This window comes from Phocaeicola sp. ICN-14070, assembly GCF_037892625.1.
Lineage (GTDB): Bacteria > Bacteroidota > Bacteroidia > Bacteroidales > Bacteroidaceae > Phocaeicola > Phocaeicola plebeius.
The window spans coordinates 91,716-106,852 of record NZ_JBBKBF010000008.1; the positions used below are offsets into that span (position 1 = coordinate 91,716).

The 15,137-nt window shown below is 39.5% G+C and carries 17 protein-coding genes and 1 pseudogene; 5 read left to right on the forward strand and 13 right to left on the reverse strand.

Annotated features, from left to right (window positions below; genetic code table 11):
- Window positions 1-2: 2 nt before the first annotated feature.
- From fabF to pdxB, 3 genes are all read right to left on the reverse strand, one after another.
- Window positions 3-1,268 carry a beta-ketoacyl-ACP synthase II gene (fabF, locus tag WKT20_RS04260; RefSeq protein WP_007560725.1) on the reverse strand — a complete coding sequence of 422 codons (1,266 nt, stop codon included), beginning with the start codon at window positions 1,266-1,268 and terminating at the stop codon, window positions 3-5.
- A gap of 15 nt (window positions 1,269-1,283) precedes the next feature.
- The gene (locus WKT20_RS04265) at window positions 1,284-1,520 is read right to left on the reverse strand and encodes an acyl carrier protein (RefSeq protein ID WP_007560723.1); all 237 of its coding nucleotides are present in this window, start codon (window positions 1,518-1,520) and stop codon (window positions 1,284-1,286) included.
- Between the two features lie 158 nt (window positions 1,521-1,678).
- The gene (gene pdxB, locus WKT20_RS04270; protein WP_340416890.1) at window positions 1,679-2,689 is read right to left on the reverse strand and encodes a 4-phosphoerythronate dehydrogenase PdxB; all 1,011 of its coding nucleotides are present in this window, start codon (window positions 2,687-2,689) and stop codon (window positions 1,679-1,681) included.
- A 244-nt stretch (window positions 2,690-2,933) separates the two neighbouring features.
- On the opposite strand from pdxB, the gene WKT20_RS04275 reads away from it, so the two are divergent.
- Genes WKT20_RS04275 through WKT20_RS04285 form a run of 3 tightly spaced genes read left to right on the forward strand, consistent with a single transcriptional unit; the run spans window position 2,934 to window position 5,306 of the window.
- Window positions 2,934-3,650, forward strand: a complete 717-nt coding sequence (locus tag WKT20_RS04275; RefSeq protein WP_117701792.1) for a glycosyltransferase — start codon at window positions 2,934-2,936, stop codon at window positions 3,648-3,650.
- Window positions 3,651-3,662: 12 nt separating this feature from the next.
- A complete protein-coding gene (locus tag WKT20_RS04280) occupies window positions 3,663-4,400 on the forward strand; it encodes a lipopolysaccharide kinase InaA family protein (RefSeq protein WP_340416891.1) in 738 nt (245 codons plus the stop codon).
- 9 nt (window positions 4,401-4,409) lie between these two features.
- Window positions 4,410-5,306, forward strand: coding sequence for a glycosyltransferase family 2 protein (locus tag WKT20_RS04285; protein ID WP_118242330.1), 897 nt, complete (start codon window positions 4,410-4,412; stop codon window positions 5,304-5,306).
- A 69-nt stretch (window positions 5,307-5,375) separates the two neighbouring features.
- On the opposite strand, the gene WKT20_RS04290 is transcribed toward WKT20_RS04285, so the two are convergent.
- Together WKT20_RS04290 and WKT20_RS04295 are read right to left on the reverse strand one after the other, a co-directional pair.
- A complete protein-coding gene (locus WKT20_RS04290) occupies window positions 5,376-7,217 on the reverse strand; it encodes an ABC transporter ATP-binding protein (RefSeq protein ID WP_007560713.1) in 1,842 nt (613 codons plus the stop codon).
- 14 nt (window positions 7,218-7,231) lie between these two features.
- Window positions 7,232-7,462 carry a hypothetical protein gene (locus tag WKT20_RS04295; RefSeq protein ID WP_181976309.1) on the reverse strand — a complete coding sequence of 77 codons (231 nt, stop codon included), beginning with the start codon at window positions 7,460-7,462 and terminating at the stop codon, window positions 7,232-7,234.
- Between WKT20_RS04295 and WKT20_RS04300 the strand changes: the two genes are divergently transcribed.
- Together WKT20_RS04300 and WKT20_RS04305 are read left to right on the forward strand one after the other, a co-directional pair.
- Window positions 7,363-8,271: a lysophospholipid acyltransferase family protein gene (locus WKT20_RS04300; RefSeq protein WP_340416892.1), complete on the forward strand. Its 909-nt coding sequence runs from the start codon at window positions 7,363-7,365 to the stop codon at window positions 8,269-8,271. The genes WKT20_RS04295 and WKT20_RS04300 overlap by 100 nt on opposite strands.
- 11 nt (window positions 8,272-8,282) lie before the next feature.
- Window positions 8,283-9,182 carry a glycosyltransferase family 2 protein gene (locus WKT20_RS04305; protein WP_117701796.1) on the forward strand — a complete coding sequence of 300 codons (900 nt, stop codon included), beginning with the start codon at window positions 8,283-8,285 and terminating at the stop codon, window positions 9,180-9,182.
- Window positions 9,183-9,436: 254 nt separating this feature from the next.
- Here the strand turns inward: WKT20_RS04305 and WKT20_RS04310 are convergent, their stop codons facing one another.
- The 8 genes and pseudogenes from WKT20_RS04310 to WKT20_RS04345 form a co-directional block, all read right to left on the reverse strand.
- Window positions 9,437-10,195, reverse strand: a complete 759-nt coding sequence (locus WKT20_RS04310) for a NigD1/NigD2 family lipoprotein (RefSeq protein ID WP_118440950.1) — start codon at window positions 10,193-10,195, stop codon at window positions 9,437-9,439.
- Between the two features lie 397 nt (window positions 10,196-10,592).
- A pseudogene (locus WKT20_RS04315) lies at window positions 10,593-10,964 on the reverse strand (hypothetical protein); the annotation flags it as partial.
- A 186-nt stretch (window positions 10,965-11,150) separates the two neighbouring features.
- Window positions 11,151-11,756, reverse strand: coding sequence for an ankyrin repeat domain-containing protein (locus tag WKT20_RS04320; RefSeq protein WP_182425020.1), 606 nt, complete (start codon window positions 11,754-11,756; stop codon window positions 11,151-11,153).
- 271 nt (window positions 11,757-12,027) lie between these two features.
- Window positions 12,028-12,324 carry a hypothetical protein gene (locus tag WKT20_RS04325; RefSeq protein WP_118440948.1) on the reverse strand — a complete coding sequence of 99 codons (297 nt, stop codon included), beginning with the start codon at window positions 12,322-12,324 and terminating at the stop codon, window positions 12,028-12,030.
- 191 nt (window positions 12,325-12,515) lie between these two features.
- On the reverse strand, window positions 12,516-12,872 hold the full coding sequence (locus WKT20_RS04330; protein WP_118440947.1) for a hypothetical protein: 357 nt from the start codon (window positions 12,870-12,872) through the stop codon (window positions 12,516-12,518).
- A gap of 212 nt (window positions 12,873-13,084) precedes the next feature.
- Entirely contained in the window at window positions 13,085-13,342 is a 258-nt protein-coding gene (locus WKT20_RS04335) for an Imm32 family immunity protein (protein ID WP_182425019.1), read from the reverse strand.
- A gap of 51 nt (window positions 13,343-13,393) precedes the next feature.
- On the reverse strand, window positions 13,394-13,837 hold the full coding sequence (locus WKT20_RS04340; protein WP_340416893.1) for a hypothetical protein: 444 nt from the start codon (window positions 13,835-13,837) through the stop codon (window positions 13,394-13,396).
- Window positions 13,838-13,958: 121 nt separating this feature from the next.
- Window positions 13,959-14,378 carry a DUF2750 domain-containing protein gene (locus WKT20_RS04345; RefSeq protein WP_182425018.1) on the reverse strand — a complete coding sequence of 140 codons (420 nt, stop codon included), beginning with the start codon at window positions 14,376-14,378 and terminating at the stop codon, window positions 13,959-13,961.
- Window positions 14,379-15,137: the final 759 nt, after the last annotated feature.

The window sequence follows — 15,137 nt, forward strand, 5'->3', positions numbered from 1 at the left end:
GTTTATTCAGTGTATTTTTTAATGATTACACATGCATTGTGACCACCAAATCCGAATGTGTTGCTCAATGCAGCACGTACAGTACGCTGCTGTGCCTTATTGAAAGTGAAGTTCAGGTTGTAGTCGATGTTTTCATCGTTGTCACCTTCTTCGTGGTTGATTGTCGGAGGTACAATGTCATTTTTTACAGACAGTACGCAAGCAATGGCTTCTACACCTCCGGTTGCACCCAACAGGTGTCCAGTCATAGACTTGGTAGAACTGATGTTCAGTTTGTAAGCATGTTCGCCAAACAAATCCTTGATGGCTTTTACTTCAGAAACGTCGCCTACCGGAGTAGAAGTTCCGTGTACGTTGATATAGTCGATATCTTCCGGTTTCATTCCGGCATCTTCCAGAGCGCTCTGCATAACCAGTTTCGCACCCAGGCCTTCAGGATGAGAGGCTGTTAAATGGTAAGCGTCGCCAGATGCACCTGTACCGGCCAATTCTGCGTATATCTTCGCACCACGTGCTTTAGCGTGTTCCAGTTCTTCAAGAATCAAACATCCGGCACCTTCGCCCATTACGAAACCATCGCGGCTGGCGCTGAACGGACGTGAAGCACGTGCAGGGTCGTCATTGCGTGTAGACAGTGCATGCATGGCATTGAAGCCGCCTACTCCTGCAGGGAAGATAGCTGCTTCGGCTCCACCTGTTACAATGATGTTGGCTTTTCCCAAACGAATATAGTTGAATGCATCAGCTATAGCGTTAGAAGAAGACGCACATGCAGAAGTAGTGGTGAAGTTAGGTCCGTGGAAGCCGTACATGATAGAAATCTGTCCGGATGCAATATCTGCAATCATCTTCGGAATAAAGAACGGATTGAATTTCGGTCCGAGGTCATCTTTTGTTTTCTCGTAACCAGCGACTTCTTCTTCGAAAGTGTGAATACCTCCGATTCCGACACCGAGAATTACTCCGACTTTGTTCAAATCTTCTTTTTCTACGTCGATACCGGCATCAGTTACCGCTTCTTTAGCTGCAACTACAGCATACTGAGTGTAAAGGTCCATCTTACGGGCTTCCTTACGGTCAATATGGTCAGCAGCGTTGAAGTTCTTCACTTCGCAAGCGAACTGAGTCTTAAATTTTGACGCATCAAAATGAGTAATAGGTCCTGCTCCGCTGACGCCGTTCAGGAGGTTGTTCCAGAATTCCGGAACAGTGTTACCTACTGGAGTCAACGCACCAAGACCTGTTACTACTACTCTTTTTAATTCCATAAAGGTAGAATTAAATTATTTTGCGTTAGCTTCGATGTAAGAGATAGCGTCACCTACAGTCTGGATCTTTTCTGCCTGATCGTCTGGAATAGAGATTCCGAATTCTTTTTCGAATTCCATGATCAATTCTACAGTATCCAAAGAGTCAGCACCCAGGTCGTTAGTGAAGCTAGCAGTTGCAACTACTTCTGATTCTTCTACGCCCAATTTATCTACGATAATTTTCTGTACTTTTGATGCGATTTCAGACATAATTCTAAGTTTTTTAAGTTTATAAATAATGTAATTTATTGATTTTTCGCTGCAAAGGAATAAATATTTCTGATTCTAAGCAAATATTCAGGCAAATAAATGCTTTCCCTTTGCACATTTTTATACAATCTGTGCACGTAAACTTGTTTTTTTATGCCTTATTCCCTTCGTAAATGATAGTCGCCGCGCAGTTGTTCAAACTGCTCCGGGTGTGCACGCAATTCTTCGCAGTCCTTGTGCGGGTTATACAGTTGAAGTACCCTTACATTCTCGTCCTGCGACAAGGTTTGATTCGGATTGTCGGGGAGGGTAATATGAAAATCAGCCTGTTTATGGAAGAAACGGCAAAATGCTTCCAATACCATGCGGGTAGCATTGGCTTTTCCGTCGGCTGAATAACCGGCAATGTGAGGTGTGCCGATAAATACCTTGTCGAGCAACTCCTGACTGATGTGAGGTTCGTTTTCCCATACGTCAATGACAGCACCCTTTACGAGCCCTTGATTCATTGCTGTAAGCAATGCTTCTGTATCTACGACTTCTCCACGTGAGGTATTGATGAGATAAGGGGACTGTTGTAGTTTTTGAAAGAAAGTGCTGTTGGCCAGATGGTAGCTCTTGTATTTCCCTTCCCGGATGAGGGGTGTATGAAAGGTCAGAATGTTACATTGTTCGGCCAGTGTGTCTAATGAACAGAAGCCTTCTTCTCCCTGATCTGCCCGGGGAGGGTCATTCGGCAGCACCTTCAATCCAAGGCGTTGTGCCATCTGCCGAATACGTTCTCCCACATGTCCTACACCAATAATACCCAAACAAGATTCTTGGAGGTTGAGTCCCTTTTCTTTTTGAAGGAGCAGAAGTACAGCGTGAAGATATTGTTCTACAGCCCCTGCATTGCATCCGGGACAATTGCTCCAGGTAATCCCGGCTTGCTGGCAATATACCGTATCAATGTGGTCGAAGCCGATGGTAGCTGTCCCGATGAACCGTACGTTGCTTCCTTCCAGCAATTCCCGGTTACAGATTGTCCGTGTGCGGATAATCAGGGCATCTGCGTCTTTAACGACCTCCGGTGTGAAGGCTTTCCCCGGCAGATAGACCACTTCATCCGCCAGTTGTTCGATGGCTTCGCGGATGTAAGGTATTTTGTTGTCTACGATTACTTTCATTTTTATTATATGCAGTTCTAAAGTCTTTTTTAGAATCTGCAAATGTATATACTTTTGGTGAAATGCGATACTAAAACATAAACAATGCATCGTAAATCTTATTTTATTCCTATCTTTGCCAAATAGGATTAATTATGGTACAGCAGTATGATTATCTGATTGTTGGCGCTTATGCCTATATGGATGAAACCATAGAAACGGTATTGAATTTAATGAAATAAGAATCTGTAAATGAATAAATAGCATGAAAAGTCTGCATATCATTACTCCGGTTAAGGATTCTATAGAGTTTACTTTAGAAACAGTAAAGGCTATTTTGGATTCCGAGATAAAAGTTCCTTATACTTATACGGTATATAATGATTTTAGTACGGAGGAGAATACAAAAATTTTGGAGGAAAGTTCAAAGCAATTGGGCTTTCGGTTAGTTAATCTGTCTGATTTGACAGATCATCCTTCACCTAATTATTTATTGGTGTTGCAGATGGCTCAGAAGGAAGCGATTGGGGCAGAAGCTGGTTTGTTGATTGTAGAATCGGATGTGGTGGTGAAAAAGAATACCTTGCAAGATTTGTTTGATGGAGCTTTGGCGCGCCCTGATTGTGCTATTGCAGCAGCTGTGACTACGGATGAATCTGGAGAAATAAATTACCCTTATCTGCATGCTAAGGGAAATGAGAATAAAATCTATGCGGAAAAGAAACATTGTAGTTTTTGTTGCTCTTTGTTGACATTGAGGTTCCTGAAAGAATTTGATTTTCACCAACTGGATGCTACGAAGAACTGGTATGATGTAACGATTTCTCATGAGGCTTTAAAGAAGGGTTTCCAGAATTATTTGTTTACTGTCTTGCCTGTCTGGCATCGTCCTCATGGAAGTCGCCCATGGAAACAGCTGAAATACAAGAATCCTTTGAAATATTATTGGTTGAAGTTTACAAAGGGATTGGATAAGATTTAGTTAATACGATTTATGAGTTTCTTTAATCATCAGACTTTGGTATTAAGTCCCGGATGTGAATCGTTTAGGGATTTCATGCTTTCTATTCCGGATCGTTTTGAGAAGGGAGAGGGTACCATCATACATAAAGGTAGAAATGAATTGAGAAAAATTACCTATAATGGAAAACTTGTAGTAAAATCTTTTCGTACTCCGAATATAATCAATCGTTGGGTGTATGGGGTGTTTCGTCCTTCAAAAGCCAAACGTTCTTTTGAACATGCCCAGATGTTATTGGATATTGGTGTGGGTACTCCTCGTCCCGTCGGCTATTTGAATATCCGTAAAGGATTGATGTTCGACCGAAGTTATTATGTAACGTATGCATCCGATTGTCCGTATACTTATGAGGAATTGTTCAAACATAAATTTGAGTATGAGGATGATGTGCTTCGTGCAGTAGGTCATGTAACGGCTCAGTTGCATAATCACGGCTATGCTCATAAAGACTATGGTAGAGGAAATATCTTGTTTGCTCAGACAGCAGAAGGTATAAAAATAGAAATTGTTGATTTGAACCGCATGGACATTGGACCGTTGGATATGAAAGCGGGTTGTAAGAATCTGGAGCGCCTTCCTGCCACTCCTCACATGCATAAGGTGTTGGCTGAAGCATACGCTAAAGAACGTGGTTTTGATGCCGACGAGTGTTACAAGCTGATGGTGGCTTATCGGAGTACTCAGCCTGGAAAGATTGATGGTCTTTATTAACTAGAGGGTATGAATATAATAGCTGTAGTAGTAACCTATAACCGGAGAGAGTTGTTGAAGCGTAACATTGCTTGCTTACGCTTGAATACTCCTGTTTCCTCCATAGTTGTTGTGAATAATGGCAGTACGGATGGAACTGGAGCATGGTTGGATGAACAGGAAGACTTGACCGTTATTCATCAGGAAAATGTCGGTGGGTCAGGAGGTTTTTATCGAGGCATTCAGTACGCTTATCAGGCAGGTGCAGACTGGATCTGGTGCATGGACGATGATGTGTTTCCTCGTCCGGACTGTATGGAGTATCTGCTGCCTTATACCCATGAACCTGGGGTAGGAATTCTTGCTCCTCGTCGTTTGATGGCAGGACAGATTTTTACCAATGACTTTCAGAAGGTGAACCTGAGCAATCCGTTTGCTTCCATGTATCAGCAGAAACTGAAGAAGCAGGTGGTTAATGGCCCGGTAGATATTTGTGGTACGGCTTTTGAAGGACTTTGTATAAGCCGTAAGGCCGTTGCAGAAATAGGCCTTCCGAATAAAGAGTTGTTTATTTTCTGTGACGATACAGATTACTGTCTGCGTGCAGTATTGGCAGGTTTCCGGATTCTATATATTCCCTCAGCCTTGATGGATAAGGAGAAGTTCTTTTCAAATGATAACTGGGAGGAGAGAAGCCGGAAGAAAAAATGGAAACGTTTTTACCAGGTACGTAATTCCACTTATTTGAATCATCATTATGGACGTAACTGGTGGGTGAAATATCTGCGTGGTTTCAATGGAATGCTGGGGTATTTGCTGGTAGCTTTATTCACTTGCCCGTTTAAGAACGTGTATACACTGAAAGACGTAGCCAAATTCTGGCAAGCTTACCGTGATGGAATCCACGAGAAGTTAGGAAGATATTAGAATTATAAGAATAAAAACTCAAACGGCTTTAAAGGGTGTTTACAATTCCTTTAAAGCCGTTTGAGTTTATTATAGTGCCTGCATGTCATTCAAACGTTTGTAGTATCCGTTCTGTGCAAGCAGTTCTTCATGTTTTCCGTTTTCTACAATCTTTCCTTCATACAACACATAAATCTGGTTGGCATTTTTGATGGTCGACAGACGGTGTGCAATAGCAATAGTCGTTCTGGTTTTCATCAAGCGTTCCAAAGCTTCTTGTACCAGACGTTCACTTTCCGTATCAAGTGCCGAAGTAGCTTCGTCCAATATTAAGATAGCCGGATTCTTTAGAATAGCCCGTGCGATGGATATACGCTGGCGTTGTCCTCCAGAAAGGCGACATCCCCGGTCACCGATGTTGGTATCATATCCTTGTTCCGATTCCATAATAAAATCATGGGCATTGGCAATCTTGGCAGCTTCTATCACTTGCTCTTTAGTGGCATTCTCTACACCGAAAGTGATATTGTTGTAGAAACTATCATTAAATAGGATGGCTTCCTGGTTCACATATCCGATAAGTGAACGAAGGTCACTGATAGATACATCCTTTATATTCACTCCGTCAATTAGAATTTCTCCTCCTTGTACGTCGTGGAATCGGGGCAGTAAGTCTACCAGAGTTGATTTACCGGAGCCGCTTTGTCCCACCAGCGCAATTGTTTCTCCTTTTTTGATACGGAGATTAATGTCATTCAACACCTGTGTCTGGCCGTTGTAGCTGAATGTGATATGGTTGAACTGAATGTCTTTGTTCAATGAAGAAAGATGTTGCGGTTGCTCCTTTTCTACAATGTTGTTAGGCGCTTTTAGAATCTTGTCAACACGTTCCATAGAAGCTAATCCTCTTGGAATCATATAGCTGGCCTTTGAGAAATCCTTCAGCGGATTGATGATGCTATAAAGTATCACCATATAATAGATAAAAGTAGAAGCATCAATGGAAGAGTTGTTTCCTAAAATCAATGAACCTCCAAACCATAGCACAAAAACAATAAGCACTGTACCCAGAAATTCGCTCATCGGGTGTGCCATAGCCTGACGGATGGATACTCGACTGGTTGCATCACGATATTCATTACTGCATTTATTGAAGCGATTAATCATCTTCTCTTCAGCAGTAAAGGCTTTGATGACCCGCAGACCGCCTAGGGTTTCTTCCAGTTGCGACATGGTTTCTCCCCATTTTTCCTGTGCATCAAGCGACTGTCTTTTCAGTTTTCTGCCGATTTTCCCCATTAACCATCCCATGGTGGGCAATACGAGGATAGTGAACAAAGTCAGCTGCCAGCTGATAATCATCAGAGTTGTGAAATAAGAAATGATCAGAATGGGGTTTTTCAGCAGCATGTCCAGCGAACTGGTGATGGAGTTTTCAATTTCTGCCACATCTCCACTCATTCGGGCAATAATATCTCCTTTTCTTTCTTCTGAAAAGAAGCCTAAAGGAAGATAAGTGACTTTTGTGTATACCATTGTACGTATATCCCGCACAATGCCTGTTCGTAAAGGAACCATTACAGCCGTAGAGCCAAAGTAACAAGCTGTTTTTAGAAAAGTCATGCCTGCCAAAAACAATCCCAAAAGCAACAATGTGGTCGATGGTCCAAAACTGTCTATCAATTGATTTACATAATAGTAAAAATTATTTATAGCAGTTTCCTTCAATGAATCGACCGACCATTCCCAATCCATGTACTGATACACTTTTTCCTGTGCATTCGTTTTGAAGAGAATGTTCAGAATAGGAATTAAAAGAGAAAAAGAAAATACATTGAAAATTGCCGAAAGGATATTCAGAAGAACAGCCCAGCAGACATATTTTTTGTAGGGCGATACAAACCGCCGCATGAGTTGGAAGAATTCTTTCATAATAGAGAATGTAACTACTTGTATTTTGCAAAGATAGTGCAAAATACCATAGGTACGCCATCCTTTCTGTAAAATTTGAACTTTACGTACTGCGGGGATGATATATTTTTTGTAGCTTTGCCTTGAATTATAACTCCATATCCTGATGAAGCTGGTATATCGTATATTATTTTTCTTTTTATATCTGTTGTCTTTACTTCCGTTGAGGCTTCTTTACTTTTTCTCCGATTGTTTATTTTTTCCATTATTTTATGTGGTAAAATACCGTCGGAAAGTGGTGGAAAAGCAGTTGGATGAATGTTTCCCGGAGAAAAGTATGAAAGAGAAACGTGATATAGAGCGCCGGTTCTATCATTTCTTTTGTGATTATCTGATGGAGGTGATAAAATTGTTTTCTATCTCAAAGAAAGAAATGATGCGGCGGATGGAGTTTGTGGGTCTGGATGAAGTTCGTGCAGATTTAGAACGTGAAAACAAGAAATTCTGCTTTCTATATCTAGGGCATTATTGTAATTGGGAATATATTGCATCTTTGGCATACTGGTTGCCCGAGATACATTGTGGGCAGATTTATCATCGGATATACAATCAGTCGTTCGATGACTTGTTTTTGAAGTTACGAGGGCAGTTTGGTGGAGAATCTATTCTGATGAAAGACACACTTCGGCGTATTCTGACTTTGCGCGGACAGGAAAAGAAAGTGATGATTGGTTTTATTTCCGACCAGTTGCCCAAGTGGGAGAATATGAATCACTGGACTACTTTCCTGAATCATGAGACTTCTTTTTTCATCGGTGCAGAACGCATTGCCAAGCAGGTAGATGCGGCATTATATTATGTGAGAGTAGAGCGGATTCGTCGTGGCTATTATCGCGCTTCTTTTGAGTGCATGGCATTGCATCCGAAAGAATATTCGGATTATGAATTAACCGACCTGTATGCTCGTCGTTTAGAAGAGCAGATTCGCCAGCAGCCGGGATACTGGCTTTGGACACATAAGCGCTGGAAACGGATGAAAGAGGATTGGTTGAAGTGGAAAGAAGATAATAAATAAAAAATGTGGCTATGAAAATAAATTGCGTTGTTGTAACCTATAATCGACTTTCTTTATTAAAAGAATGTTTATCAGCATTGGAAAATCAGACTTATCCAATTCAACGGATTGTGATTGTGGACAATTGCTCTACGGATGGAACATCTGAGTTTCTGGATAGCTTGACAGATACAAGGTATCTGATTATTCACTCCAAAGAAAATATTGGTGGTGCTGGTGGCTTTTCATTAGGACTTAAAAGTGCTGTGTTGGAAGGATGTGATTATACGTGGTTAATGGATGATGATACGATTCCTTCTTCTACTGCCTTAGAAGAGCTGGTAAAAGTTACTTTATTAGATGAAAATGTAGGATTTGTTTGTAGCCAGGTAAATTGGACGGATGGAAAGCCTCATGCTATGAATAAAGCATGTTTGATTTATAAGAATGGAGTACAAAGTAAGGTTGAGCATAATGGGGTTTTAGGCATACATTGCAATTTGGCTTCATTTGTATCTGTCTTGGTAAATACAAAGGCTGTTTATCAGTTGGGGCTACCCATTAAAGAATTTTTTATTTGGTGTGATGATTTGGAATATACGCTTCGTATAGCTAATTCGTATCCTTGTTTTTATGCTCCGAATAGTATTGTTTGTCATAAGACGGCTACCAATTACTCTCCTTCTATTGACAAGGCTCCGGCAAATATGGCCTGGCGTTTTTATTATTCTATCCGTAATAGCTGTTATATTAAAAGAAAGCAGGTAAATAGAATTGTATTTTTCTTTTCAGTATTAAATAAATATCGGGTGTGTATGGTGCGGTTAAATCGTCGTCCATCAAAAGAAGGGAGAGAAGAATTTATACATGCAATCAAGCGAGGTTGTTGGGATGGACTTTCGTTTAACCCAAAAATAGAGTATCTTCCCTGACATTATTTAGGATTTTGATAGGTTTCCCAGTATACCGTTATCATAATCTTCTATATCACCAATTCTGTTGAGAGGAATTGTTCAGACTTACTTGTCAACAAAAAACAAGGGCGTAATCCTATTGGATACGACCCTTGAAAATTTATTTGGAGAGTAAATTATAATTTTATACTCGCCGATTCCTTACTTGGCGTTAACCATTTTCTCAATGGATGTTTTAAAGAAAAATGACGCCCAGGTGATTTGCACTACTTTTATTTTACTTTTTGTATGTTGCGAATGGAAGTAACTTCCTGTGCATCTGGATTTGTTGCTTTTCGGGTGCAATAATCAAATTCTGCTGACTTTTCTCCACTGAAAGAGTTCCATTTCAGTTTCAGTTTTACAGTCTCTCCTTGTGTATCGGGCAGTTGGTCTAATTTGAAAGCAACTAGTGCATCTCCCATTTTACCTTCTGTATCACCAAAGGCATTGTGGCGGAATTCTACCTCATAAGAGTTATCAGGGTTCTGTGTGCTAATTAAGTTAACAAAATGAGGTTGCCCATTGCCCCAGCGGGTTGCAAATCGCAGTGTCAGGTAGCCATCCTCTGCAATAGTTACCCAATCATTCAGAATTTCTACCGGGTCGTTGCCATAAGTTTGGCTATTTTCTTCTTCCCCCAAATTAGGAGCCATAGGTTTAGTCAATATACTGTCTATCCAATTGATGAATACAGCTTTATCATATTCCTGAGGAGCTTCATTTGAAAAATCAAAGTTGGTTAGGGCTCTCACCTCTTTCTCACCAAAAGGAGAGGTTGTCATGTTCACTGGACGTAGTGTGGTACTATCGTCTAGTTGCAGGTATGGGGTATTGTCTGCACCCAGTTTTACTGTGACAAGTGCATTGGCATAGTAATGTGAAAGATAGAAGTCGTCGTTGTCATCGTCCAGACACGATTGAAATCCCATAGATAAACATAGAGCCATCAGGATGAAGAATCCTTTGCGAATGAATGATTGAGTTTTCATAATACATTATTTTTTAAGTTTACTCTTTTCTTACTGTTTTATACATAAAATGCTTGATATGGGTAATTCCTGCATGTAAAAAGGTTAAATGGTGTTGTGTTTTTGCAAGGAGTCCCAAAATTATTTCAATTCATTTGCTACGTTGGTACCGATTGGAGCGCTGAGGTGGTACCGATTCGTCCGCTATAGCGGTACCGATTCATGCGCTATGATGGTACCGTTTCGCCGATACTATCAAGATCTTTGGATAAAATACGTTGTCCGTTGGGATTTGTGTGGTATGCATTAGGCATTCCTTTGATGAAGTAGAAATATCCACTCTTAGTTATTTTGATTAAAAGAATAAAACAACTAAGAGTGGAATTTATAGAAAAAACATTTATCTTATCTACACCACATGGAGCGTACCGTCGAACTGTACGCCCTGCTGCGTGAGATGCTGCTTCTTCGACACGATGCGGTGCATGTTGTCGTAGCCCATCTCCAGCCGGTAGGAAGCGGTCTTGCTGTCCGCTCCGGCATAGGTTCCCGTGGCACTTGCCAGACGGTAGAGTGCATCATACGTATAGGCATGAGCCATCTGTCCGCCCGCCTTTCCACTTTCGGGAAGAGCGGCCTTGTTGGCAACGCTGAGCACGTTGCTTACGGCATCGTAGGCATAGCCATTGTCCATGATGGACTTGCCGCCTGCGTTGACCGTCAGGTTCTGCAACCTGCGGCGTGCGGGCTCGTAGGTGTAGAAGGTCTCCGCTCCGTTGCAGTATTTCAGATAGGTGCGCTGCTCGAACTTGTCATAGCCGTAGGACTTGTAGCCGCGTACCTTTTCCAGCTGACCGCCGAGGTTGTAGGAGTAAGTGACCTTCTCCTTGTCTCTCTTGTTTTTTGTATCTAAAGCATCCGCCGTGATTTTAATACTTAGAAAATTCTTTGTAATCTATCATAGTATTCCATTATACTAATTAGGAACAGTAGTCTGCAACTGAAGTATCCTTTGCTGTAATGTATATAAATCGCTATCGGATGGGTAATGTTTTTTAACCAATATGTCATAGACCGTCCTTCCACCACCATATGTTCCTGACGGGATGTGTAATGAAACATTTGAAGATGATATAAGGTAGTCAACAATTTCTAATTGATCTTGAATTACAGCTTGTTCAACCGGAGATATGTTATTTACCTTTACAAATGGGTCTGCTTTACCTTTTTCGATTAGATATTTTACATATTCAATAGATGTTATTGCAGCTACGTCCAAAGCATTCGTTTTTAATCCTGAAACAGAGTCCTTGGTAACTTTATTTGGATCTGCCCCGAATTTTAAAAGTATAGCAATATATCTGCTATCAGCTTTGTATTCAGAAGTCAAGAATCTGGATGCATAAATTAAAGGTGTCGTTCCATCAAAAGCAATAAAATTGGGATCTGCACCTAAACGTAATAGAGATTCAACGGATTTATAACGACCGTTAAATATCGCCCATATCAGTAGGTTCTTGTGGAATTTGGAATCCAATTCATCTATATCAATTGCTGGATTGGAATTTACGAACTCCCTCATTTTTGCGGTATCTTCGGATTGAACGAGTTTTGCAAGTGTCCAAATGTGAGAATTCCGAAAAGAATCAATACTGCGAAATGTCTTGTTCTGTTGGCAAGAAATCGCGAGAATGAAAAATAATATGATGAATAGCCTGTATTTCATTTGATACATAGAGGGTGTATGTTGTTTAACTATCTGCAAAGATACTTTTTCATTGATAAAATTTTCACTTTGAATATAAATATTTGTCTATCAGATTATTTTTGTATGTTCATTATATTACCGCTTTTCATCGTATGCTTCTAAAATGGTAGTTATATTTTAGTTTATCCTTACTCCAAAGTGATTCACCTAAGACACATCTATCATGCCCTAAAATAGAATCATTGCTTGGAAGATTTTGGCAGCTGATATAGACATCCTTACCTTTAATACTGTCGAGCGAAGGAATTGCATCTTCCGACCTCATGAAAATACTTTCCATCAACTTCATATCAAAATCATAGATTTTCAATTCTACATATGAACCCCATGCTCCTTGATCAATAAAGAGCATTTCTGCATATCCGCTATCATATTTGCTCATGCTTAATCGGTGTGGAGAACTATCCTTTGAATCAAATATGCAAATCAATGAAATAACGAGGCAAATACTAATAGCTCCCCCTATTATAACGCAAATTACTTTCAGCCATCTCTTCTTATTGTTATTAGGTTGTATGATTCTACAAGCGTACTATCCAGTAAAAGTAGTCATTTAATCAGTTACTCACAAAGTTACTTTTTCCTTTCTTCGACAGATCCATCAGATGGGTAAGATATATTCCATATGGGCTGATTTTGCGAAGGGTCTGAAATATTGTAAATTACAAGCAGAGAATCTCCTACTGAAATACTATCCGTCTTAGAATAATACACATCATCTCCGCTAAAAATCTTTCCGTTTACAGAAAAGACATATTGAAAATGTTTTGTATATCTAATAGTGTAAATCCTCTCTACAATGGCGGTTGTGATTTTACCGTTTTTGTGCAATGCATTATCATTGCATGTTTTTATAAAGGATGTAATGATGATACATAGTAGCACCCCTACGATTGCAACATACGCATCTATATTCTTCTTTATACCCATATTTATCCGTTGCTGAATTATGATGATAGTATCGGCGAAACGGTACCGATTACAGTGCTACGCATGGTACCGATTCAACGCTATCGTCAATTATGATTCATATTAATTATTTTCAAATTGCATAATTCCATTTTAAGATTGGAAAGATTTAATCTCCTTGCATTGAATAAGAAATAAAAAACATGATTGCCAAAATGTGCTTCTTAAAAGAATTAAACTTTTTCAATTAGCAGCTCCAATGAATCTTCTTCAAGAGAGTTAAATTCATCCAGATGAATGTGCATCCCAGTTGGAACGGCATCTTGAGCTAAATTCAGAAAATGGTTTGCTAAAGAAATCAGCCCTTCTTTATTAGCTTCAATTGAAATAATACCACTCTCACTGGAAACTTTAATTTGATAGCCATCTTCCCATTTTAGTGCCATCCCCATATTAGGAGAATAGTCTGGAATATTAAGTGATTCTTTCATTATTACTAAGTAGTTATAAAATGTGACAAATATGTTCTGTACAATCTTCATCTATTTTAGAATATGTCGGTAAAAGACCGCATTGTTATCTACTCTGCCACCGGAGTTGATATTATATTCAGATGGAACATAAAGCGTATCACCAATGGTGACCATAGGCTTGGGGATATTGTATATCCCTTTAAATTTCCATATTTTCCCATCGCTGTTACGCTTCAGGAAATGAGCAAAAGTCCATGGTCCAACATCAAAATACAACATCGTATAATCCGAATCAAAACAAATCACGGGCTTATATCTTACGATTACAGTATCCTCTATCGAAACACACCCATCATGTTTTCCCCGCCATACAAGGCTATCTTGTACCTCTTTGCGAAGTTCCATGTACTTCACAGGGATACCATCTGTATAATCAATGATTCGGCTATCAATAAACCAATAGCTTATCACAGACAAGACTATCAAGCCGGTTATTATTATCCACTTTTTCATTATTTTGTGTAATAAATGATAGTTTCAAGTTGCTACTGCCTATATAAGAAGTCAATCATCGCCTTTATGGGATAGTTAGCTCATCTTTAAGAATCGACATGTATGTCAGCAGGAAGCTATACTATTTGTAGTCTTCTAAAATTTCACTTAAATCTTCTGCAAATGTATTCAATCCTACGATTTTGCCAACGGGCTCTTGTATTGTCGGAAAAACATTAAGAAGAAGTTCTTCCTTACAAATATAATCTATTACAGATTCTTCAAAAGAATCAAGAGTTATAGCAATACTTACGCAATCTGCATTCTCTTTCATACAAAATGCTTGAGCATATTCTTTGGAAGACCATATCGGAAGTAGTCGTTCTTTTCCAAAAGGCTGAATCGCAAAGGAGTTTTTATCTCCAACTATTGACCACATTGTTTCAGTATCAGCAATTCTTTTAAGCGTATACTGATATCTTACTTCAGGCTGACACTTTGTTAGAGCCTCATATTCCTCATTAGAAATCCTAAGTTCATTTAGACTTGCTTCTTTTCCCATTGTTGTCATATTTATGTTGTAATCGCAGAACCGCATTCTATCTTATCCAAAAATAGCATAATTATCCTAATTACCTGCTGTAGAGTGGAATATTTTGCTTGTAATCAGCAAAAAAATGTCCGTGGCACAGAATACAAAAGTAGTGGTTTGTTGTGGTGTATTTTACCTGTTTACCTGATGAAAAATGTATAAAGTAATGTGAATTAATTAACTAATGTTTGATTGTGTTTGAGCTGTATGGGTATTTAATGCATAAGAAACACAGAGTAAATAACTTAAGTATTAGCGTTTAATAGCCTTAGATAGCACTGTTTGAGGGATAAATGAATTGAAGCAACTGAAAACAATCAATCTGACGACCAAGATACTTGTTGCTCTTGTTGTTGGTATCTTTGCTCATCTAGATAGCCTTGTATATGGGTTCGGTGTTCTATGGGCTGACGGTTATAAATATAAGGTTGTATGTAGCTCTCGGTTCTTCGGTTATAGGTGTGATGGTTTATAATGTGGAAAAAGGGTAAAAGGTCAAAAAGTTCAATAAGGTCAAAGTGTCATCGTGTCATTGGGGTTATTGTGTTTTCTTTGTTTATGATGCACGTTCAAGGTAGTGTGCCTAATTTACGGGATTGTGCTTCTATGATGCTTTCGGAACGAGAGGGAAAAGAATGTACTACGAATAAGAAGGGTGTGAGTGCTGGCCTTTTTTTATTGGCGCTTTAATCGGTTTGAAGATTAAAAGGAAGTCTTTAATGGTATTTA